We start from the raw sequence: 20,837 nt of genomic DNA on the forward strand, positions 1-20,837 counted from the left end.
GGCCGCTCCGTCATGGAGCGGCCTTCTGTCTGTTTGGCGAGGCCTGCACCCGCGGGGGGCGTCACTCCGTCTTGCTCGGCCCCTTGGCATAGGCGTCGGCGCTCTTTTCGGGGCCGGAGCGCACCGCGCGGCGCGAAACCTTCTTTTTCCCCGCATCCGTCGTGTTGCCGCCGGGTGCTGCGCCAAGCTTGCCCGGATCGGCCTCCGCGACCGGCTTGGCCTTCTTGGGGCGGCCCCGCTTGGGCGCGGCGCCCGGCTCGCGCGTCTTGGCCGCGGCCTTGCGGCGCCCGCCCGTCGCGGGCGTGGTATCGGCGACCTGTTCGCCCGGGGCCTCGCCCATGTTGGCATGGGCCTGGTCGAGCCCCTGCTCGTCGAGACCGCCGGCGCCTTTTGGCCCGTCATCGGCCCGTCCGGCGAGCCCCGCGGCCGCCGAGCTTTCGATCGCGACCTCCGAGTCGCGCGTTTCTTCGGCATCGATCTGCGCCGCGGCTTCGTGCCAGTGATCCTGATCGCGCCCCTCGGGCGCGCCTTCGCGCTGCCACAGGTCGTAGGCGCGCTGCCGGATCCGTTCTTCCCTGTCGTCGGCCATCTGGCCCTCCCGATTGAAAACCATGTTCTTTCCGGGAGGTATCGCTGATCGGCGCGATTTCGAGTCTCCGCTTCAAAAAGAAGGCAGGGCCCAAACGACGAAAGCCCCCGGAGGGGCTTCATCGGTCTCTCGTGTCTTTCCGGGAGGGAAGTGGCGGACTGGGGAGGATTCGAACCCCCGACCCCTTGATTCGTAGTCAAGTACTCTATCCAACTGAGCTACCAGTCCGCTGTAGAGTGAGGCCGATCTACCGTTCGCTGCCGGGACATGCAAGGGCCGTTTTCACGAATTTCGCGCTTTTCCTTCTCCTGCCCGCCTGCCGTCGCGGCACTCTCAGCCGGAGACGGCGAGATCCGGCGCGCTGCGCGGCAGGTGGATCTCGAAGGCGGTGCCGGTCTCGTCCGAGCGCGCCAGCTCCAGCTGCCCGCCATGGCCGCGCACCAGCTCGGCGGCGATGGCGAGGCCGAGGCCGGTGCCGCCCTTGGTGACCCCGCCGCGAAAGGCGCTGAACAAATGTTCGCGCGCGCGCGGCGGCAGGCCGGGGCCGGTATCCTCGATGCGGATCGACCAGGCTTCGTCCTCCTCATGCGCCGAAACGGTGACGCGCCCCGCGGCCCCCGTCGCGGCGATCGCCTGCCGGGCGTTGCGCACGAGGTTCGACAGCACCCGGAACAGCTGCTCGGAATCGGCGCGCAGCACGAGGCCGGGCGGGACCTGCGCGGCAAAGGCGATCGCGTCATCGCCGGCGGCGAGGCGTTCGGCCTCGATCACCTCGCTCACCAGCGGCGCCAGCTCGAACCGGGCAAGCCGGGGCGGCGGCTCTTCGGCCCGGCCAAAGGCCAGCGTCGATTCGCACAGGCTCACCGCGCGGCTGATCGAGCCGACGAGCTTGGGCGCCATGCGCTTGACCAGCGGGTCCTCGGAGCTGTCGAGCCGGTCGGCGAAGAGCTGGGCCGAGGTGAGGATGTTGCGCAGATCATGGCTGACCTTGGCGACGCCCGAGCCGAGCTGCGCCAGCCTGTCCTTCTGCCGGAGCGCGCCGGTGAGCTGGGTCTCCATCGCCTGCAGCGCGGTTTCCGCCTCGCGCAGCTCGCGCAGGCTGGCGCGCGGCGAGATGATCCGCCGCGCATCCTCGGGCGCGTCGGCATAGCTGCGGATCTGGCCCACCACCCGCTTGATCGGCACCACCAGAAAGGCCTGCACCGCGGCAAAGAGCAGCGCCGCCGTCACCACCGAGATCACCGCCGAGAGCAACAGGATGCGCAGCCCGTACTCGACCATCTCCTCGCGCAGCGGCTTTTCGTCCATCGTCACCTCGATCAGGAGCCCGCCTTGCTGCACCGGGTCGCCGATCACGCGGATGATCCGCTCATCGGCATCGAGCAAGGTCCCCATCGCGTCGCGGATCAGCGTCAGGGCCGAGACATCGCGCAGATCGTAGGTGGCGTGGATCGGCTCGGGCAGCGGCGAGGACAGCGCGAGCTGGCGCACCTCGTCGCGCCGGAGCACCACGTTGTAGACGCCCGCATTCTCCAGAAGCTCGGCCTCCAGCTCGGCATCGAGCGTCTCGCTCGCCAGCAGCGCCAGCGAGGCGATCTGCGCCCGTTCCAGCCGCAGCTGCAGGTAATCTTCGCGGAATCGCGCCACGGAAGGCACGAAGATCAACACCTCGGCCAGCATGACGAAGACCGTGGTCAGAGCGAGGAATCGTCCGGAAAGGGTATTGAACATCTGGTCCCTTCTGCGCCGCCGGACGACCGGGGCCTCAGGGCACCCAGCGTTGGACCGCCCGGACGGCTGTCTTCACCCACTCGTTACCAAACAGTCTGCTGCTGAAATAGTTGCCTGCCGCGCGTTTGTTGATTTCGCCCAGGGAGGGATAGGGCAGCACCGCGCCCGCGATCTTCGACAGCTTGGTGCCGCTGGCGATGGCGATGGCCCAGACGCCGATCAGCTCGTCGGCATGGGCGCCGAGGATCGTCGCCCCCACCGGCCGCCCCCTGACCGCCATCAGCTTGAGCATGCCCTCGGTGCGCCCTTCGGCAATGGCGCGGTCGTTCTCGTCGTAATCGGCGCGGATCACCTCCAGCGCGTCGCCATGCGCCTTACGCGCCTGTGCCTCGGTCAGCCCGACCTGCGCGAGGCCCGGATCGGTATAGGTGACCCACGGGATATGCGCGGTCTTCGCCTTGGAGGGCAGGCCGAACAGCATGGAGCGGATGATGACGCCCGCATGGTAGCCCGCCACATGGGTGAACATCAGCCCGCCCGCCGCATCGCCCACCGCATAGACCCGGCGATTCGTCTCGGAGCGCAAATCGTCGCCCACGGCGATGCCCTTTGGCCCATGTTTCACGTGTGCCATGTCGAGCCCGAGCCCCTCGGTCACCACCTCGCGGCCCACGGCCATCAAGAGATGCGTGCCCTCGAACCGGCCCTTCTCCGTCTCGACCGCGACCGCGCCATTGCTGCCCGAAACGGCGGTGACCTTGGCCCCCTCCTCGATGCGGATGCCCTCGCCGCGCAGCATGTCCAAGAGCCGCCCGGCAAGCTCGGGGTCGTCCTTGCCCAGCGCCTTCGCCCCCTCGATCACCGTGACCTCAGAGCCCAGCCTGCGATGCGCCTGCGCCATCTCCACGCCGATCGGCCCGCCGCCGATGATCAGCAGGTGATCGGGCCTCTCGCGCAGATCGAAGATGGTCTCGTTGGTGAGATAGGGCGTGTCCTCGATCCCGTCGATCGGCGGCACCATGGGGCGCGAGCCGGTGGCCAGCACGAAGCGGCGCGCCCTGATCGTGGTGTCGCCCGCCTGCATCTCCTCGGGCGAGGTGAAGCGCGCATGCTCGCGGATCACGGTGACGCCGAAGCCCTCGTAGCGCTCCTGCGAATCGACCGGCGCGATGGTGGCGATGGCGCGCGCGACATGGTCCTTCACGGCGGCGAAGTCGATCTCGGGCGTGACGGGGGTGATGCCCATCTCGGCCCCCTTGGTCATCGCGTGCGCCTGCCTGGCCGCCGCCAGGAGCGCCTTGGAGGGCACGCAGCCGCGATTGAGGCAATCGCCGCCCATCTCGCCCTTTTCCACGAGGACGACCCTGGCCCCCATCTGCGCCGCCCCGGCGGCGACCGAAAGCCCGCCCGATCCGGCGCCGATGATGCAGATGTCGCAGTCGATATGGCTCATGCGAGACCTTTCCGGCCCTTCACGGCCTTGATCACGAGGGGAAGCGCCGAAAGCGCGGCGAGGCCGAGCAGCGGCAGGAGGATATGCGGCTCGAAGATGAGGCCGAGATCGGGCGTCTCCCCGGCGGCAAAGACAGCGCCGAGCCCCGCGCCCACCGAGGTGAAGACCAGCGCGCCCGGCGCGATGCCCAGAAGCGTGGTGAGCGCGAAGGGGACAAGCCCCACGCCGATCAGCGCCGGCAGCAGGTTGGCCACGAAGAACGGCACCACCGGCAGCAGCCGCAGCAAAAGCAGCATCGACCACTGATTCTCGCGGATGCCCTCCTTGATCTTCTTCAGCCGCCCTTCGGAAGTATCCATCCCCTTGGAAAGCCGCCGCCCCAGCCCTGCGCGCGCGGCAAGAAAGATCAGCACCGCGCCGATCGTCGCGGCAATGACGTTGTAGGCCACGCCCGGAAAGGTGCCGAAGAGAAACCCGCCGGTCAGCGTCGCCACCGTGGCGCCGGGCAGCGAGAAGGCGACGATGGCGACATAGGCGGCCATGAAGCCCGCCACGGCGAGCGCGTAATTGGCGTCGCGCCAGGCGATCAGCGCCTCGCGGTTGTCGCGCAGCGTCTCGAAGCTCAGCAGGTCGCGCAGGAAGAAGGCGCCCGCCAGCGCCACGATCCCGATCACCGCGAGCGGCAGGTAGCGCAGCCAGCCGGGCCGCGCGGGCGCTGAATCATCCGTGGTTTCGCTGGCCATCTGGTCCTCCGGGGCTGCCCGCCCGACCAGACATGCACCGCGAGCGGGGGCGCGCCCAGCCCCCTCGCGCCCTGTTGATCCAGACCCATCGCCTGTAACATTGCGCGGGCTTGCGGGAATCCGGCCCGGCCGCGTTGACAGGCCGCGGATCGCTCTTTATGGCACGGGCTTCGAATATGGCAGGCCCCGAATCCGGCATGGACGGCGGACGGCGCGGCCCCTTGAGACGGAGAAAGCGCAATGAAACGCACGTTCCAACCCTCGAACCGTGTGCGCAAGTCGCGTCACGGCTTCCGCGCCCGCATGGCCACCAAGGCCGGCCGGAAGATCATCAACGCCCGCCGCGCGCAGGGCCGCAAGGTCCTGAGCGCCTGATTTCCGATCAGGTGACAGCGGAAAAGACCCCCGTGGCCGGCAGCGATGCCGCCGCGCAGGGGTCTTTCGGCGTTGGCGTGGACAAGATGCGCAAGCGCCCCGATTTCCTGCGCGCCGCCCGGGCGCTGCGGCAGGGCACGACCGGCTTCCACCTTCAGGGCAATCCGCGCCGCGACGGCTCGGAAGCCATGCGCGTGGGCTTCACCTGCTCCAAGAAGGTCGGCAATGCCGTCGCGCGCAACCGCGCCAAGCGCCGCCTGCGCGAGGTGGCGCGCCGGGTGCTGCCCGATCAGGGCCGCGCGGGCTGGGACTACGTGCTGATCGGCCGGGCCGAGATCACCTCCACCCATGATTTCGAGCAGATGTGCCGCGATCTCGAATGGGCGCTGGGCCGCGTCCACGCGCGGGCATGAGCCCGCTGGCGCGGCTCGTGGCGCTGCCGGTGCGCGCCTACCGCCTCACCTTTTCGCCCATGGTCGGCCATGGCTGCCGCTTTCACCCGACCTGCTCGGCCTATGCGCTGGAGGCGCTGGAAAAGCATGGCGGGCTCAGGGGCGGCTGGCTGACGCTGCGGCGGCTGGCCCGCTGCCACCCCTGGGGCGGCAGCGGCATAGACAACGTCCCCGACTGATCACTGCCTGAGCGTGATGACGCCGCAGGCGATGCGGTCGCCCGCCCCGGCCTCGGCCTGGTAGGTGTCGGGGTTCACATGGATGATGACCGCCGAGCCGTCCTCGTCGAACAGGCTGTTCTCGGCCCCTTCCTGCATCGAGAGCCGGTCGGTGAACATGTCGGCGTTCACCTCCTGCTCGGCATCGGCATAGATGTTGGGCATGTCGCCCGCATGCGGCCCCGCCTCGTTCTGGAAGCCATGCTCGGCGCCGTCGGGGTTGAAGTGATCGCCCGCCGCCGAGAAATCGGGCTCGCAGGCGCCGGTCTCGTGAATGTGAAAGCTGTGGCCGCCCTCGGGCAGGTTGGTGATGCCGAGCGTCAGCAGCACGCCGTTCGGGGTCTGGGTGAAGGCCACGGTGCCCATCTCCATGCCGTCGACGCCGACCATGTCGGCCACGGCGTCCTGCGCGGTTGCGGCGGCAGGCAGCGCCATCAGCGCCGTGCAGGCCGCAAAGAATGTCGTCCGTGTCGTCATCGGGTCTCTCCCTTGCCATCGGGCGGCTTTGCCGCCCCGTGAAACCCAACCGGAACGGGCAGGCCCGCGTTCCCGGACCTTTCCTCGCCGCGCCGCACGTGGCATATCCCCGCCGATCCCTGAGGAGCCCCCGCCATGCTCGACGATGCCCGAGACGACAGCCCCGACGACGCGAATGACGACATCCACCCGCTTTTCGCCGGGGCGCCCAAGACCACCGAGTTCCGCAAGCTGCGCAAGCGGATCATCCGCGACACCCGCGAGGCGATCGAGACATACGGCATGGTCGAGCGCGGCGCGCGCTGGCTGGTTTGCCTGTCGGGCGGCAAGGACAGCTACACGCTGCTCGCCGCGCTGACCGAACTGCAATGGCGCGGGCTGCTGCCCGTGGAGATCCTCGCCTGCAATCTCGACCAGGGCCAGCCGGGCTTTCCGGCGACCGTGCTGCCCGAGTTTCTCGAGCGCATGAAGGTGCCGCACCGGATCGAGTATCAGGACACCTATTCCATCGTCATGGACAAGGTGCCGCAGGGCCGGACCATGTGCGCGCTGTGCTCGCGGCTGCGCCGGGCCAATCTCTACCGCGTCGCGCGCGAGGAGGGCTGCTCGGCCGTGGTTCTGGGCCATCACCGCGACGACATGCTCGAGACCTTCTTTCTCAATCTCTTCCATGGCGGCAAGATCGCGACCATGCCGCCCAAGCTGCTCAATGACGAGGGCGACCTCTTCCTCTACCGCCCGCTCGCCCATGTGGCCGAGGCCGATTGCGAGAAATTTGCAAGCGCGATGAACTACCCCATCATCCCCTGCGACCTGTGCGGCAGCCAGGACGGGCTGCAGCGCCAGCAGATCAAGCAGATGATCGACCAGTGGGAAAGGAACGCGCCGGGCCGGCGGCAGAAGATGTTCACCGCGCTGAGCCAGGTGCGCCCGAGCCACATGCTCGACCCTTCCCTGTTCGACTTCATGGCGCTCGCGCGCGAGGCCGAGACAGGCGGGGCCGAGACCGGCGAGGACAATTTTAGAGATCAGGCGGCCCCGCGTTAACAGACCGCTTAGAATGGCTTTCTAGGGTGTCCCCCTGTCGGCCCGGCCGCATTCGCGGCAGGGGTCCAAGGGCAGGAAAGGACACCATGCGCAGCTCGGCCGGTCTCACGTCGCATCGCACTTCCCTCCCCTCCCGGCGGCAGCTCGGCCGGCTGGGGCGGCTGCTGATGCTGGGGCTGGCGCCCGCGCTCCTGCTCGGGGCGCTGGCGCTGGGCGGCGCATGGGCGGTGGTGCTCGTGGTCATCGCGTTGCCGCTGACCGTATCGAGCGCGCTGGGCCGGCCGATCCTGTCGCGCAACCTGACGCGCGATGCGCTGACCGGGCTGGGCGACCGCGCCGCGATCACCGGCCGCCTCGACAGGATGCTCGCCCACCCCGGCGGGATGCCCCCCTCGGTCGCGGCCATGGTGCTCGAGATCGACGGCTTCAAGCAGCTCGAACAGCGCCATGACCGCGCGCTGATCGAACATCTGCTGCGGGTGGTGGGCGAAAGGCTCCAGATCGGGCTGCGGCACGACGACATGCTCGCCCGCCTCGACGGGGCCTGCTTCGGGCTCGCGCTTTCCTCCTCGCACCGGCTCGACCTCGAGGCCGCGCTCCAGCTTGGCCAGAGGTTGCAGGAAAGCGTGGCCGATCCGGTCGAACGCGGCGGCACGAAGGTCCGCGTCAGCCTCTCGCTCGGCTTCGCGCTCGCGGCCCGGCTGAACCGGCCGGGCGGGGCCGAGCTGCTGCACGCCGCCACGCTGGCGCTGATCGAGGCGCAGCGCGGCGATCCCGGCTCCATCCGCTGCTATTCCGAGGCGATGCGCCACCGCGTCCGCATCCGCAACGCCCTCGTGGACGAGGCCGCCGCCGCGCTCGACAGGGGCGACGTGGCCGCGCATTTCCAGCCGCAGGTCTCGCTGAGTGATGGCCGGCTCACCGGGGTCGAGGCGCTCGCCCGCTGGAACCACCCCCGGCGCGGCCTGATCTCGCCGGCCGAATTCCTGCCGGTGATGGAGCAGGCCGGGCTGATGGGGCGGCTCGGCGAGGTGATGGTGCAGGACGGGCTCAACGCGCTGCGCCTGTGGGACGCGGCGGGGATCGAGGTGCCGCAGGTCGCGATCAACTTCTCGCAGGTGGAGCTGGCGGATCCGCGCCTCGTCGATCGCCTCGCCTGGGAGCTCGACCGCTTCGACCTGCGCCCCGAGCGGCTGGCGGTCGAGGTGCTGGAGACGGTGGTGGCGCATCGTCTCGAAGACGTGGTGGTCCGCAATCTTTCGGGCCTTTCGGGGCTGGGCTGCCAGCTCGATCTCGACGATTTCGGCACCGGCCACGCCGCCATCACCTCGATCCGGCGCTTCTCGATCCAGCGGATCAAGATCGACCGCTCCTTCGTCAGCCGAATCGACGCGGATGCCGACCAGCAGAAGATGGTCTCGGCGATCCTGACCATGGCCGAAAGGCTCGGTCTCGAAACCCTGGCCGAAGGGGTCGAGACGCAGGCCGAGCGCGACATGCTCAGATCGCTCGGCTGCGGCCATGCGCAGGGGTTCGGCATCGGCCGGCCGATGCCGCGCCCGGAGGCCGAGGCCTGGATGCGCGCGCGCCCGGTCGCGCGGCCCGCGCCCGCCACATCCGCCACATCCACCGCGCGGCACGCGGTCTGACGCCATCGGCGGCCCGCCGCCCATCCGCCCTGCCCATCCCCCCTGCCCGTCTGCCCGTCCACCCTTCCCCTCCGCCCCGCCCGCATGGCGCCCGGGGCGAAAGAGCTTGACCTTCCGACCCTCGCCCTGTTGAACCGCCACTGACCTTTTCCGGCGATCGAGGGCGGCTTTTCATGGATGATCAGAACAAGAACCTGATCCTGGCGACGGTGCTCAGCCTGGTGGTGATCCTCGGCTGGTTCCTGATCTTCCCGCCCGAGGAGCAGGCGCCCTCGCCCGAGATCGACGAGATCTCGACCGCGCCGACCGAGAGCCTCGGCCCCGGCACCGCCAATGATTCCGTTCCCGGCAGCGCGCTGGAGCAGGCCGCGCCCGTGGCGCAGGAGGCCCCGCGCATCGCCGTCGAGACGCCCGAGCTGACCGGTTCGCTGTCGCTGCGCGGCGGCCGGATCGACGACCTGTCGCTGGTCGACTACAACGAGACGCTCGACCCCGAGAGCCCGCTGGTGCGGCTCTTGTCGCCGGTGGGCACCGACACGCCCTATTACGCCGTCTGGGGCTGGGCCCCGGTCGGCGGCACGGCGACCGCCCTGCCCGGCCCCGACACCGTCTGGTCGCTCGAAAGCGGCGAGACGCTGACCCCCGAAAGCCCCGTCACCCTGTCTTGGGACAATGGCGAGGGGCTGATCTTCCGCCGCACCATCTCGGTCGACGACAAGTTCATGTTCGACGTCGAGCAGACCGTCGAGAACACCACCGACACCGCCGTCACCCTCGCCCCCTACGGCTTCGTGGCGCGGCATGGCGAGCCCGACACGCAGGGCTTCTTCATCCTGCATGAGGGCGTGGTGCGGATGACCGACGGCACGCTCGAGGAGATCGACTACTCCGACATGCCCGATCTCGAGCCCGACGCGCGCGGCGCGGGCCGGGTCGATGTCTCCGAGGTCACCGGCAATGGCTGGACCGGCTTCACCGACAAATACTGGATGACCACGCTGATCCCCGAGCCCGGCACGCCGTTCCGCTCGGTGGTGCGCTATTCCGACCGCTCGGAGGTCTACCAGACCGATGCCGTTCTGCCCGCGCTCGAAGTGGCGCCCGGCGCCACCGCCTCCTCCGACACCCGCCTCTTCGCGGGCGCCAAGGAATGGGAAGCGATCCAGGGCTACCAGAACGAGGGCGGCATCGAGGGCTTCGTCGACAGCATCGACTGGGGCTGGTTCTTCTTCCTGACCAAGCCGATCTTCATGCTGCTGCATTTCCTCAACGGCCTGATCGGCAACATGGGCTGGGCCATCGTCGCGCTGACGCTGATCCTCAAGGCGATCGTCTTCCCGCTGGCCTACCGCTCCTACGTCTCCATGGCCAAGATGAAGGAGCTGCAGCCCGAGATGGAGGCGCTCAAGGAGCGCGCGGGCGACGACCGGCAGGAAATGCAGAAGGGCATGATGAAGCTCTACAAGGAGAACAAGGTGAACCCGGCTTCGGGCTGCCTTCCGATCCTTTTGCAGATCCCGATCTTCTTCTCGCTCTACAAGGTGATCTTCGTCACCATCGAACTGCGGCACGCGCCCTGGTTCGGCTGGATCCGCGACCTGTCGGCCCCCGACCCGTCCTCGATCCTGAACCTGTTCGGCCTGCTGCCCTTCGCGGCACCCGATCCGTCGAGCTTCCTCGCGATCATCTCGCTCGGCGTGCTGCCGATCCTGCTGGGCGTCTCGATGTGGCTGCAGCAGAAGCTGAACCCGGCCCCCTCCGACCCGACCCAGAAGATGGTCTTCGCCTGGATGCCCTGGGTCTTCATGTTCATGCTGGGCAATTTCGCCAGCGGCCTCGTGCTCTACTGGATCACCAACAACGTGGTCACCTTCGTCCAGCAATACGCGATCATGCGCAGCCATGGCGCCAAGCCCGACATCTTCGGCAACATCAAGCAGGGCTTCAAGCGCAAGCCCAAGCCCGCCGAGGCCAAGGCCGCCAACACGCCCGGGAAGCCGAAGAAGTGAGCGGCATGAAGATGACCTTTCCCGAGGCCGCCCCGCCCGAGCCGCATGAGGCCGAGGCGGGGCGGCTTCTCTTCGCCGGCGAGGTCGAGTTCCTCAAGGGCGTGGTCGCCATGTCGGGCCTGCCGCCGGCCGACCGGATCGAGGTCTGCTTCGCGGGCCGCTCCAATGTCGGCAAGTCGTCGCTGATCAACGCGCTGACCGGCCGCAAGGCGATCGCGCGGGCCTCCAACACGCCGGGCCGGACGCAGGAGATCAACTTCTTCACCGCCGCAGACAGCCACTACATCGTCGACCTGCCGGGCTACGGCTTTGCCAACGCCCCCGTCGCCGTGGTCGAGAAATGGCAGCGCCTCCTCAAGCAGTATCTCTCGGGCCGCCCGACCCTGCGCCGCGCCTTCGTGCTGATCGACGCGCGCCACGGCGCCAAGAAGGTCGACGAGGAGATCATGACCCTGCTCGACCGCTCCGCCGTGCCGTTCCAGGTGGTGATGACCAAGATCGACAAGGTGAAGAAGAGCGATCTGGAGCAGAGCCTCGGCCTGACCCGCGCGGCGCTTGCCAAGCACCCCGCCGCCTATCCCGAGCTGGTGCTGACCAGCTCCGAGAAGGGCGACGGGATCGAGACGCTCCGCGCCATCGTCGCGGGGCTTTCCTGACGCATTGAACAGGGGCCTCTGATGAGGACGCAGAAGATGGACCGAGACTGGATCGCCACCGCCAAGACCCTCTCCGAGGCCCTGCCCTACCTGCAGCGCTATTCCGGCGCCATCGTGGTGGTGAAGTTCGGCGGCAATGCCATGGGCGATGCCGAGGCCATGGCCGAGTTCGCCCGCGACATCGTGCTGATGCGCCAGGTCGGCGTGAACCCGGTCGTCGTGCATGGCGGCGGCCCGATGATCAACGAGATGCTGGCCAAGCTCGGCATCGAATCCTCGTTCGTGCGCGGCAAGCGCGTCACCGACAAGGCCACGGTCGAGGTGGTCGAAATGGTGCTCACCGGTCTCGTCAACAAGCGCATCGTGCAGGCGATCATGGATGAGGGCGGCCGCGCCGTGGGCCTTTCGGGCAAGGATGACGACCTGATGGTCGCGGTGGCCGACGATCCCGAGCTGGGCTTCGTGGGCCGCCCGGTGGAGATGAACGTGCAGGTGCTGCGCGACATGTTCGCCGCCGGCATCATCCCCGTCGTCGCCCCCGTCGCCACCGGCATGGACGCCAACGAGACCTTCAACGTCAATGGCGACACCGCCGCCGGCGCCATCGCGGGCGCATTGGAGGCCGACCGCCTGCTGCTGCTCACCGACGTCTCGGGCGTCAAGGACGCGTCGGGCGAGGTCGTCACCCAGCTCTCCCCCGAACAGGTGCGCCAGCTGACCGCCGACGGCGTGATCGCGGGCGGCATGATCCCCAAGACCGAGACCGCGCTCGCCGCGCTCGAACAGGGCGTGCGCGCGGTGGTGATCCTCGACGGGCGGCTGCCCAACGCCGCGCTGTTGGAGCTCTTCACCGAGCATGGCGCGGGCTCGATCATCCGCTCGACCGAGAGCAGCATGAAGCCGCGCGGCGCGGCATGAGCCTCACGCTCATCCTGATCCGCCACGCGAAATCCGATTGGGCCGATCCCGGCCAGCCCGACCATGCGCGCCCGCTCGCCCCGCGCGGCCGGCGCGATGCGCCGCGCATGGGCGCGTGGCTGGCCCGGGGCGGCCATCTTCCCGAACTGGTGCTCTGCTCCGACGCGGCCCGCACGCGCGAAACGCTCGCGCTGATGCAGTCCGAATGGCCCACCACCCCCGAAATCCGCCACGCGCCCGCGCTTTACGCCGCCCCGCCGCGCAAGCTGCGCGGCGCGCTGGAGGGCATGGGCGCGCGCAGCATCGCCCTCGTCGCCCACAATCCCGGCATCGGCCAGCTTGCCGCCGATCTCGCGGCCGAGGCCCCGGCGCATCCGCGCTTTGCCGATTACCCGACCTGCGCCGTCACGGTGCTGAAGTTCGAAGCGAAGGACTGGTCTTCCATCTCGAAAGGCCACATCGCCGCCTTCGCCATCCCCGCCGATCTCTGACGCGCGAAAGGGGCCGCCTTTGCGCGCCCCCTTCCCTTTCATCTTTCTTCAAATACGCAAATCCGACGGTCAGTGACCGAGGATCTGGCTGAGGAACAGCTTGGTCCGGTCGGACTGGGGGCTGTTGAAGAAGGCTTCCGGCTCGTTCTGCTCGACGATCTGGCCCTGATCCATGAAGATCACCCGGTTGGCGACCTGCCGCGCGAAGCCCATCTCGTGGGTCACGCAGAGCATGGTCATGCCCTCCTCGGCGAGCTCGATCATGGTGTCGAGCACCTCCTTGATCATCTCGGGATCGAGCGCGGAGGTCGGCTCGTCGAAGAGCATGATCCGCGGCTTCATGCACAGCGAGCGCGCGATGGCCACGCGCTGCTGCTGCCCGCCCGAGAGCTGGCCGGGATATTTGAGCGCCTGATCGGGGATCTTCACCTTTTCGAGGAAATGCATCGCGATCTCCTCGGCCTCGCGCTTGGGCGTCTTGCGGACCCAGATCGGCGCGAGGGTGCAGTTCTCGAGGATGGTCAGATGCGGAAACAGGTTGAAGTGCTGAAAGCACATGCCGACCTCGGAGCGGATCTTGTCGATGTTCTTCAGATCCGAGGTCAGCTCGATCCCGTCGACGACGATCCGGCCCGACTGGTGCTCCTCCAGCCGGTTGATGCAGCGGATCAGCGTCGACTTGCCCGAGCCCGAGGGCCCGCAGATCACGATGCGTTCGCCGCGATAGACGGTGAGGTCGATGTCGCGCAGCACGTGGAACGCGCCGTACCACTTGTTCATGTTCGAGATTTCGATCGCGACCTCGTCCGAGATCTGCATCTGGCTGCGGTCGATGGTGCGGGCGGCGGTGGTGTCGGTCATCACACCCTCCTCAGTTGTGGCCGCGCTGGAGCTTCTTCTCCAGATACAGCGAATAGCGGGACATGCTGAAGCAGCAGATGAAGAACAGCAGGCCGATGAAGACGAAAAGCTCCCAGTAGATGCCGTTCCATTCGGTCGAGGCGCGGATCGCGTTCGACAGGCCGATCGGGTCCAGAAGGCCGATGAACACCACCAGCGTCGTGTCCTTGAACAGGCCGATGAAGGTGTTGACGATGCCGGGGATCGAGATCTTGAGCGCCTGCGGCAGGATGATCAGCCGCATCGACTGCCAGTAGGAGAGGCCGAGGCTGTCGGCCCCCTCATACTGGCCCTTGGGCAGCGCCGCGAGACCGCCGCGCACCACTTCGGCGATATAGGCCGCGGCGAAGAGCGTCACCATGATGATGACCCGCAGCATAAGGTCGAAATTGGTCCCCGGCGGCAAAAAGTAGTTCAGCAGCAAGGAGGCGGTGAACAGCCAGACGATCAGCGGCACGCCGCGGATGATCTCGATGAAGCCCACGGAGATCTTGTTGATGATGAAGAGGTCCGACTGCCGGCCCAGCGCCAAGAGGATGCCCAAGGGAAGCGACAGGATGATGCCCGCGATGCCGATGATGAAGGACAGCATGAAGCCGCCGAAATCCTGGCTCGGCACGTATTCGATGCCGAGCGCCAGCACCTGCTCCAGCTCGCGCGCCAGCGGCCCGGCGGTGTAGAGCCAGTAGACGATCGGCAGCAATGCGGCGACGATGGAGGCGACGAGCGTGCCCGCCGGCCCCGAAAGCGCCCGCCACGCGGCCCAGCCCAGCACGAAGCCGAAGGCGATGGAGACCGGGAACCAGACCGAGCCGCCCCAGAGCAGCCAGAACATGACGAAGGGCGACAGGGCCGTGAACCACAGCGCCCGGCGCGGCACATGGGCAAAGAGCACCGGCGCGATGGCCGCGAGGAAGATCACCAGCGCCAGCACCGGGCGCCAGTAAAGCTCGCGCGGGTAGAAGCCGAACATCAGCTGCTGCCAGCGGTCGCCCAGCACCGCCCAACAGGCGGCGGAAATGCCCTCGGGCAGGGTGGCGTCGCGGATCTCGCGGCATTCCGAGAGCGAGCCCGCGTTCCAGATGCCGCGGAAGACCCATGGCATGGTATGCGCCAGCGCCCACCAGATCACGTAGAGCGAGACGAGGGTGAGCAGGATGTTGAGCCAGCCCGAGAACAGGTTCTCGCGCATCCAGAGCAGCGCGTCGCGGTTGCCGACCGGCGGCTCGGCCTGTGGCAGCATGGTCTCGCGCACATAGGAGACGGTCTGCGCATGCGTATCCGACATCTCAGCGCTCCTTCAGCTTCACGCGGGAATTGTAGAGGTTCATGGCGCTGGAGATCACGAGGCTGGTGACGAGGTAGAACAGCCCCAGAAGCAGCATCCCCTCCAGCTCCTTGCCGGTCTGGTTGATGGTGATGCCCCCCAGCGTCGAGCGCACATCCATGTAGCCCACCGCGATCGCCAGCGACGAGTTCTTGGTGAGGTTCAGATATTGCGAGATCATCGGCGGGATGATGACGCGCAGCGCCTGCGGCAGGATGACGAGGCGCATGGTGCGCGAGGGCTTGATGCCCAGCGCGTAGGCCGCCTCGGTCTGGCCCTTGGAGACCGCGAGGATGCCGCCGCGCACGTTCTCGGCGATGAAGGCGCCGGTGTAGAGCGACAGCGCCAGCCACAGCGCGATCAGCGAATTGCGAAGCTGCAACCCGCCCTCGAAGTTGAAGCCGCCCAGCACCGGGCGCTCGAACTCGACCGGCAGGCCGCGCGCGATGTCGTCCGACAGCGCCAGCGCGCCGGCGGGCAGCGTCGCGGGATCGACCGAGCCCGGCAGCGACATGATGTTGCAGCGCCCCGCTTCGGCGGCGGCGATGGCGGCGGCGTTGTCTTCCACGGCGACGAGGTTGAAGCGCGCCTCATTGCTTCGCATCAGGCGGCGCAGGTTCAAGGCCTCGGTCGAGCCGGGCACGGCGCAGACATTCATGCCCTGCGCGCCCGGCCCGGCGGCATAATCGGCGAGGCTCATCTGCGCCTCGGCCCCGGTGACATAGACCGGCTGACGCTCGCGGCCCATGGTGGCCGACAGCACGAGAAAGGCCAGCGCCGTGGGCAGGATCAGGAGCCCCAGCGTGCCCCAGCCGATCGGCAGGATGCGGCCCGTCTGCTCCTGCACCTTGTGGGCGTGGCGGCGCCAGGCCCAGATCGCCACCAGCGACAGCAGGAAGACGGCAAGCAGGATGCCCGCCCCCGCGCCCCAATGCGGCGCCGGGATGAAGACGCCGCGATTGGTGATCGCGACGCTGTCGCCGAAGATCATCGAGGCACCGCCGCCCTCGCGGAAATCGCGCGGCTGCGGGGTCGATTCGGTCATCAGCGCGAAGATCAGCAGGATCCACAGCAGCAGCGGGATGTTGCGGAAGCCCTCGACATAGACCGCCATCAGCTTGGCGACGATCCAGTTCTTGGACAGGCGCAGCACGCCCGCCAGAACGCCGAGGATGGTCGCAAGCGTGCAGCCCAGCACCGCGACGAGCAGCGTGTTGAGGATGCCCACGAGGGCGGCGCGGCCATGGGTCGAGCCGCTGTCATAGTCGATCAGGCGCTGGTTGATGTCATATCCCGCGCGCTGGCCGAGAAAGCCGAAATCGAAATCCTTGCCGAGCGCGGAGAGGTTGGCGATCGTGTTCGACACCAGCCAGCTCAGCCCCAGCATGAGGGCGATGAAGGCGATCACCTGAATGGTCAGGGAGCGGTAGCGGGTGTCGTAGATGAGCTGGCTAGGCCGAAACCCGGCCTTCGGAACATCCGAGGTCGTTGTCATGAAATGGTCCCCGTTGGTCCCCCGTGCCGGCTTCGCGCCGGTTGCTCCGGCTGCGCCCTGAAAACGGGAGAAAGGCGGCGCTGCGCGCCATGTCCTTCATTGGTGGGGAGGGGCGCGCACGCCCCTCCCGATCAGCTTAGCGGAAGGGCGGCGCGTAGATCAGGCCGCCATTGGTCCACTGCGCGTTGAGACCGCGCGCGAGGCCGATGGGGGTGTTCTCGCCGATGTTCTTCTCGAAGATCTCGCCGTAATTGCCGCCGGCGGCGATCGCCCTCTTGGCCCAGTCGTTCTCGAGGCCGATCATCGCGCCAAGCTCGCCCTCGGTGCCCAGAAGGCGGTTCACTTCGGGGTTGGTGCCCGGGGCGGAGGCCAGCTCGTTGACATTGGCCGAGGTCACGCCGAACTCCTCGGCGGCGATCAGCGCGTTGAGCGTCCAGCGCACGATGTCGCCCCACTCGTTGTCGCCATGGCGCACCAGCGGGCCGAGCGGCTCCTTGGAGATGATCTCGGGCAGGATCACGTGATCGCCCGGGTTCTCGAAGGTGGCGCGGGTCGCGGCGAGGCCGGAGGCGTCGGTGGTGTAGGCGTCGCAGGCCCCGGCGAGGTATTGCTGCTGGGCCTCGGCGTTGGTCTCGACCGGCACGGGCTCGTAGCTGATGTTGTTGTTGCGGAAGAAGTCCGCGAGGTTCAGCTCGGTGGTGGTGCCGGTCTGGATGCAGACGGTCGCGCCGTCGAGATCCTTGGCCGAGGAGACGCCCAGCTCGGTCGGCACGATGAAGCCCTGGCCGTCATAATAGTTGACGCCGGCGAAATCGAACTTGAGGTCGGTGTCGCGCGAGAAGGTCCAGGTGGTGTTGCGCGCCAGCATGTCGATCTCGCCCGAGGCGAGCGCGGTAAAGCGGGTCTGGCCGGTGGTGGGCACGAAGTTGACGGCCGTGGGATCGCCCAGCACGGCGGCGGCGACGGCGCGGCAGACGGAGACGTCGAAGCCCTCCCAGACGCCATTGGCATCGGGGGCGCCGAAGCCGGCCAGGCCGGTCACCACGCCGCAGTTCAGCTCGCCGCGCTCCTTGACGTCGTCGAGCGTGGCGGCTTGCGTCGCTCCGGCGGCGAGACCGGTGACGGTCAGGGCGCCGAAGAGTACGGATTTCTTCATGAACAACCTCTTCCTGTGTAGCGGCCCCTCTTGGCGGGGGCGGCTTTCCTTGTGCCGGGCGCGGTCCGGCCCGGCGGGATGCTGGAGCCAAGAGGCCCCCACCGGGGCAGTTGGGCAATGATTTGCCGACAGGTCAAGTCCCAGCCCCCGTCACGTCACGGAGCGAACGCGGGGTAAAGCGGCACCCATGCACGAAAAACGGGCGGCCCCGAAGGGACCGCCCGCATGCCTTGCACCGCTGTTTCGCGGCCTCAGCCGAGCAGCGTCCAGAACCGCGCCGCATCGTGAAACGCCGTGCGTTTCACCTGTGCGAGCGCCTCGGCCTCCTCGTCCTCGCCCCATTGCTCGATCTGCCATTCCTCGTCGAGCCGCGACAGCCGCCAGGCCTCGGCGGCGTCGAGCCGCGCCTCGGTGACGGCATGGGCCAGCACGAGCGAGCCCGAAAGCGCCACGAGATCGTGAAACGCCGCGAGCGCGAAGGGGTCCATCTCGCGCAGCGGCGCGGCCAGCCGCTCCAGTGCCGCCGCGTCCTGCGCCACCGGCATGACGCCCGCCGTCACCGCAAGCCGCGCGCCAAAGCGCGTCTCGGCCCAGTCGAGCAGCGGGTCCCAGTCCGCCGATTGCCGCGCCACCAGCTCGGCCGGCCCATCGGCGCGGTAGCACAGCATGTCCGAGCCGCCGTAAGCCGCCAGCATCGCGGCCACCTCCTCGTGCTGCACCGCCACCTTGTCGATGGCCGAGTTTGCGGTGCGGGTGGCGGGCATGGCGCGCGGGTCGATCTTTTCGCCCTGCGCCTGCCATTCGGCGGCGATGGCCTGCGCCAGCCGCTCGGAGGGCAGCACCAGCGCCGCCTTGGCCGGGGTGCGCACGGGGCGCCCGTCGAGCAGCACCTGCCAGCCGCTCTCCGCCGGCTCGAAGGTGGCTTCCTTCCAGAACCGCTTGGCCTTCCATTCGCTCATGAAATCGTCTCCGTCAGCTCGTCGAGCGCGGGCATGAGCCCGGCCCAGTCATGGATGATGCGGTCGGCGCCAAGCCCCGCCGCCGGCTGATAGCCCCAGCCCACCCCGATCGAGGCGACGCCCGCGGCGCGCGCCATGTCGGTGTCAAAGCGCGTGTCGCCCACCATCACCGCGCGATGCGCCGCCACCCCCGTCTCGCCCAAGGCGGCGCGGATCATCGCCGGGTTGGGCTTCGAGGGGTGATCGTCGGCGGTCTGGCGGCTGTGAAACAGCCCCTCAAGCCCATGCGCCTCGACCAGCCCATCAAGCCCGCGCCGCGACTTGCCGGTGGCCACGGCGAGCAGCGTGAAGGGCTCCCCCGCCAGCCGCTCCAGCATCTCCCGCGCACCGGGATAAAAGGGACTGCTCCCGGCCCCGTTCGCCTGCCGCAGCCCGGCATAGGCGCTGCAATAGCTGGCGATCATGCGCGCGCGGGTGTCCGGCCCCTGCTCGCCCGCGAGGCGCAGGAAGGTTTCGGGCAGCGACAGCCCCACCCCCGACAGCACCCGCTCGCGCGGCGGCATGGCGAGGCCCTCGGCCCCGAAGGCCGCCGCCATCGCCGCGAGGATGTCGCGCTGGCTGTCGACCAGCGTGCCGTCGACATCGAAGATCACCAGCCGCGTCTCGGTCATCCGGCGACGTCGTCCGGGTCGAACGGGTCCATCGGCGCGTCGCGCGCATCCCAGCCGAGGAAATCCCATGTCCGTTCCATGTGATCGGGCAGCGGCGCCACGAGCTGCAGGATCGCCTTGGTCACCGGATGCTCGATCTTGAGCGAACGCGCATGCAGGTGCAGCTTGCGGTCGATCTCGGCGCCGAGCCCCGCGCCCCAGCCATCGCCGAGGTTCTCCTGCCCCGAGCCGCCATATTTGCCGTCGCCCACCACCGGGTGGCCAAGCTCGGCCATATGCGCGCGCAGCTGGTGGGTCCGCCCCGTCACCGGCACCAGCGCCATCCACGACACGCGCTGGCCCAGCGCGCTGATGGTGGCGAATTCGGTGGTGGCGCGCTTGGCGCCCGGCGTCCTGTCGACCTCCGCGGGATGGATGCACTGCATCTTCTCCCCCTCGCCGCCCTTCCCGTGGCCCATCGCCTTGACGAGGCCATACTTGATGATGCCCGCGCGCGGCTGCGGCGCGCCGGCGACGGCGGCCCAGTAGATCTTGCGCGTCTCGCGGTGCTTGAGGTTCTCGGTCAGCCCCTTGGCGGCCATGCGGGTGCGCGCCAGCAGCAGCACGCCCGAAGTGTCGCGGTCGAGCCGATGCACGAGGCGCGGCTTGTCGTCATAGCCGTCGCGCAGCGCCTCGGCGAGCCCGTCGACATGCTTGGAGACCCCCGATCCGCCCTGCGTCGGCAGGCCCGCGGGCTTGTTGATGGCGATGATGTGCTCGTCGCGGAAGATCACGCAGCCGCGGATCATCTCCGCGTCCTTCTTGGAGATCTGGGAGCGATCGACGGGCCGGCTTTCGACCTCGTGCGCCTCGGGGATCGGCGGCACGCGCACGCTTTGCCCGACCTCCAGCCTCGTGGCGGGCTTCACGCGCCCGCCCTCGACCCGCAGCTCGCCCTTGCGGCACATCTTCTCGATCCGGGTCTGGACGAGGTGGGGAAAGCGCCGCTTGAGCCAGCGGTCGAGCCGCTGGTCGCCTTCGTCGGCGCCTACGGTGATGGTCTGCACGCCGCTCATGAGAGGCTCCTTGCGATCCAGAGGCCCGAAGCACAGGCCATGATTGAGAGAATGACCGATCCCGCCACATAGGCCAACGCCGCGCTCGCGCGCCCCGCCTCCATGAGCCGCAGCGCATCGAGCGAGAAGGCCGAAAAGGTGGTGAACCCGCCCAGAAGCCCGGTGATCAGCAGCGGCGCGAGATGCGCCGCGCGGGTTTCGAGCAGCACCCACAGCACCCCGATGGCCAGGCTGCCCGCGACATTGACCGCGAGGGTGCCCATCGGGAAGGCCAGCGCCTGCCCGACGAGAAACCGCAGGCTCGCGCCCGTGGCGCCGCCCATGGCCACCAATGCAAGGGATGTCATCATCCGCGCGGTGTCGCGGCGCCGCCCCCGCTTGTCAAGCGCCGCCCCTTTCATCTTTCCCCAAATACGCCGGGGGAGGCCGCAGGCCGGGGGCAGCGCCCCCCGCCCACGGTAAAACA

General features: G+C 68.5%; 22 protein-coding genes and 1 tRNA gene. 9 read left to right on the forward strand and 14 right to left on the reverse strand.

Annotated elements, in window-relative coordinates:
- Positions 1-61 precede the first annotated feature (61 nt).
- From CJ301_RS12505 to CJ301_RS12525, 5 genes are all read right to left on the reverse strand, one after another.
- Positions 62-589 carry a DUF2934 domain-containing protein gene (locus tag CJ301_RS12505; RefSeq protein WP_099277803.1) on the reverse strand — a complete coding sequence of 176 codons (528 nt, stop codon included), beginning with the start codon at positions 587-589 and terminating at the stop codon, positions 62-64.
- A 151-nt stretch (positions 590-740) separates the two neighbouring features.
- Positions 741-817, reverse strand: a tRNA-Arg gene (locus tag CJ301_RS12510).
- A 105-nt stretch (positions 818-922) separates the two neighbouring features.
- Positions 923-2,320, reverse strand: coding sequence for a sensor histidine kinase (locus CJ301_RS12515; RefSeq protein WP_099277743.1), 1,398 nt, complete (start codon positions 2,318-2,320; stop codon positions 923-925).
- A 34-nt stretch (positions 2,321-2,354) separates the two neighbouring features.
- Positions 2,355-3,773 carry a dihydrolipoyl dehydrogenase family protein gene (locus tag CJ301_RS12520; RefSeq protein ID WP_099277744.1) on the reverse strand — a complete coding sequence of 473 codons (1,419 nt, stop codon included), beginning with the start codon at positions 3,771-3,773 and terminating at the stop codon, positions 2,355-2,357.
- On the reverse strand, positions 3,770-4,516 hold the full coding sequence (locus CJ301_RS12525; protein ID WP_099277745.1) for a TVP38/TMEM64 family protein: 747 nt from the start codon (positions 4,514-4,516) through the stop codon (positions 3,770-3,772). Before CJ301_RS12525 ends, CJ301_RS12520 begins: the two co-directional genes overlap by 4 nt.
- Before the next feature lie 240 nt (positions 4,517-4,756).
- Between CJ301_RS12525 and rpmH the strand changes: the two genes are divergently transcribed.
- The 3 genes from rpmH to yidD are packed head-to-tail and all read left to right on the forward strand — an operon-like array spanning position 4,757 to position 5,522.
- Entirely contained in the window at positions 4,757-4,891 is a 135-nt protein-coding gene (gene rpmH, locus CJ301_RS12530; RefSeq protein WP_017928060.1) for a 50S ribosomal protein L34, read from the forward strand.
- Between the two features lie 11 nt (positions 4,892-4,902).
- Positions 4,903-5,304, forward strand: a complete 402-nt coding sequence (rnpA, locus tag CJ301_RS12535; protein WP_437438411.1) for a ribonuclease P protein component — start codon at positions 4,903-4,905, stop codon at positions 5,302-5,304.
- Positions 5,301-5,522, forward strand: coding sequence for a membrane protein insertion efficiency factor YidD (gene yidD / locus CJ301_RS12540; protein WP_099277747.1), 222 nt, complete (start codon positions 5,301-5,303; stop codon positions 5,520-5,522). The genes rnpA and yidD overlap by 4 nt, the downstream gene beginning before the upstream one ends.
- Here yidD and CJ301_RS12545 read toward each other — a convergent pair whose 3' ends face one another.
- Positions 5,523-6,038 (reverse strand): superoxide dismutase family protein, encoded by a 516-nt coding sequence (locus CJ301_RS12545; protein WP_099277748.1) that lies wholly within the window; start codon positions 6,036-6,038, stop codon positions 5,523-5,525.
- Between the two features lie 135 nt (positions 6,039-6,173).
- On the opposite strand from CJ301_RS12545, the gene ttcA reads away from it, so the two are divergent.
- From ttcA to CJ301_RS12575, 6 genes are all read left to right on the forward strand, one after another.
- Positions 6,174-7,085: a tRNA 2-thiocytidine(32) synthetase TtcA gene (ttcA, locus tag CJ301_RS12550; RefSeq protein WP_099277749.1), complete on the forward strand. Its 912-nt coding sequence runs from the start codon at positions 6,174-6,176 to the stop codon at positions 7,083-7,085.
- Positions 7,086-7,171: 86 nt separating this feature from the next.
- The gene (locus CJ301_RS12555; RefSeq protein WP_099277750.1) at positions 7,172-8,734 is read left to right on the forward strand and encodes a putative bifunctional diguanylate cyclase/phosphodiesterase; all 1,563 of its coding nucleotides are present in this window, start codon (positions 7,172-7,174) and stop codon (positions 8,732-8,734) included.
- Positions 8,735-8,907: 173 nt separating this feature from the next.
- Positions 8,908-10,743 carry a membrane protein insertase YidC gene (gene yidC, locus CJ301_RS12560; protein WP_099277751.1) on the forward strand — a complete coding sequence of 612 codons (1,836 nt, stop codon included), beginning with the start codon at positions 8,908-8,910 and terminating at the stop codon, positions 10,741-10,743.
- Between the two features lie 5 nt (positions 10,744-10,748).
- A complete protein-coding gene (yihA, locus tag CJ301_RS12565; RefSeq protein ID WP_099277752.1) occupies positions 10,749-11,399 on the forward strand; it encodes a ribosome biogenesis GTP-binding protein YihA/YsxC in 651 nt (216 codons plus the stop codon).
- 21 nt (positions 11,400-11,420) lie between these two features.
- Positions 11,421-12,317, forward strand: coding sequence for an acetylglutamate kinase (argB, locus tag CJ301_RS12570; protein ID WP_099277753.1), 897 nt, complete (start codon positions 11,421-11,423; stop codon positions 12,315-12,317).
- Positions 12,314-12,808: a SixA phosphatase family protein gene (locus tag CJ301_RS12575; RefSeq protein WP_099277754.1), complete on the forward strand. Its 495-nt coding sequence runs from the start codon at positions 12,314-12,316 to the stop codon at positions 12,806-12,808. Before argB ends, CJ301_RS12575 begins: the two co-directional genes overlap by 4 nt.
- 69 nt (positions 12,809-12,877) lie before the next feature.
- Here CJ301_RS12575 and CJ301_RS12580 read toward each other — a convergent pair whose 3' ends face one another.
- The 8 genes from CJ301_RS12580 to crcB form a co-directional block, all read right to left on the reverse strand.
- Complete coding sequence (locus tag CJ301_RS12580) at positions 12,878-13,669, reverse strand: amino acid ABC transporter ATP-binding protein (RefSeq protein ID WP_099277755.1); 792 nt, start codon at positions 13,667-13,669, stop codon at positions 12,878-12,880.
- Positions 13,670-13,679: 10 nt separating this feature from the next.
- Positions 13,680-14,996 carry an amino acid ABC transporter permease gene (locus CJ301_RS12585; RefSeq protein ID WP_099277756.1) on the reverse strand — a complete coding sequence of 439 codons (1,317 nt, stop codon included), beginning with the start codon at positions 14,994-14,996 and terminating at the stop codon, positions 13,680-13,682.
- A gap of 1 nt (position 14,997) precedes the next feature.
- Positions 14,998-16,530, reverse strand: a complete 1,533-nt coding sequence (locus CJ301_RS12590; protein ID WP_099277757.1) for an ABC transporter permease subunit — start codon at positions 16,528-16,530, stop codon at positions 14,998-15,000.
- A 136-nt stretch (positions 16,531-16,666) separates the two neighbouring features.
- Positions 16,667-17,686: an amino acid ABC transporter substrate-binding protein gene (locus CJ301_RS12595; protein WP_099277758.1), complete on the reverse strand. Its 1,020-nt coding sequence runs from the start codon at positions 17,684-17,686 to the stop codon at positions 16,667-16,669.
- A gap of 251 nt (positions 17,687-17,937) precedes the next feature.
- On the reverse strand, positions 17,938-18,645 hold the full coding sequence (locus tag CJ301_RS12600; RefSeq protein ID WP_099277759.1) for an ATP12 family chaperone protein: 708 nt from the start codon (positions 18,643-18,645) through the stop codon (positions 17,938-17,940).
- Positions 18,642-19,316 carry an HAD-IA family hydrolase gene (locus CJ301_RS12605; RefSeq protein ID WP_099277760.1) on the reverse strand — a complete coding sequence of 225 codons (675 nt, stop codon included), beginning with the start codon at positions 19,314-19,316 and terminating at the stop codon, positions 18,642-18,644. The genes CJ301_RS12600 and CJ301_RS12605 overlap by 4 nt, the downstream gene beginning before the upstream one ends.
- Positions 19,313-20,371, reverse strand: a complete 1,059-nt coding sequence (locus CJ301_RS12610) for an RluA family pseudouridine synthase (RefSeq protein WP_099277761.1) — start codon at positions 20,369-20,371, stop codon at positions 19,313-19,315. Before CJ301_RS12610 ends, CJ301_RS12605 begins: the two co-directional genes overlap by 4 nt.
- A complete protein-coding gene (gene crcB / locus CJ301_RS12615; protein WP_162620515.1) occupies positions 20,368-20,721 on the reverse strand; it encodes a fluoride efflux transporter CrcB in 354 nt (117 codons plus the stop codon). The genes CJ301_RS12610 and crcB overlap by 4 nt, the downstream gene beginning before the upstream one ends.
- Positions 20,722-20,837: the final 116 nt, after the last annotated feature.

Origin of the sequence: Limimaricola cinnabarinus (genome assembly GCF_002723615.1) — a bacterium.
Lineage (GTDB): Bacteria > Pseudomonadota > Alphaproteobacteria > Rhodobacterales > Rhodobacteraceae > Limimaricola > Limimaricola cinnabarinus_B.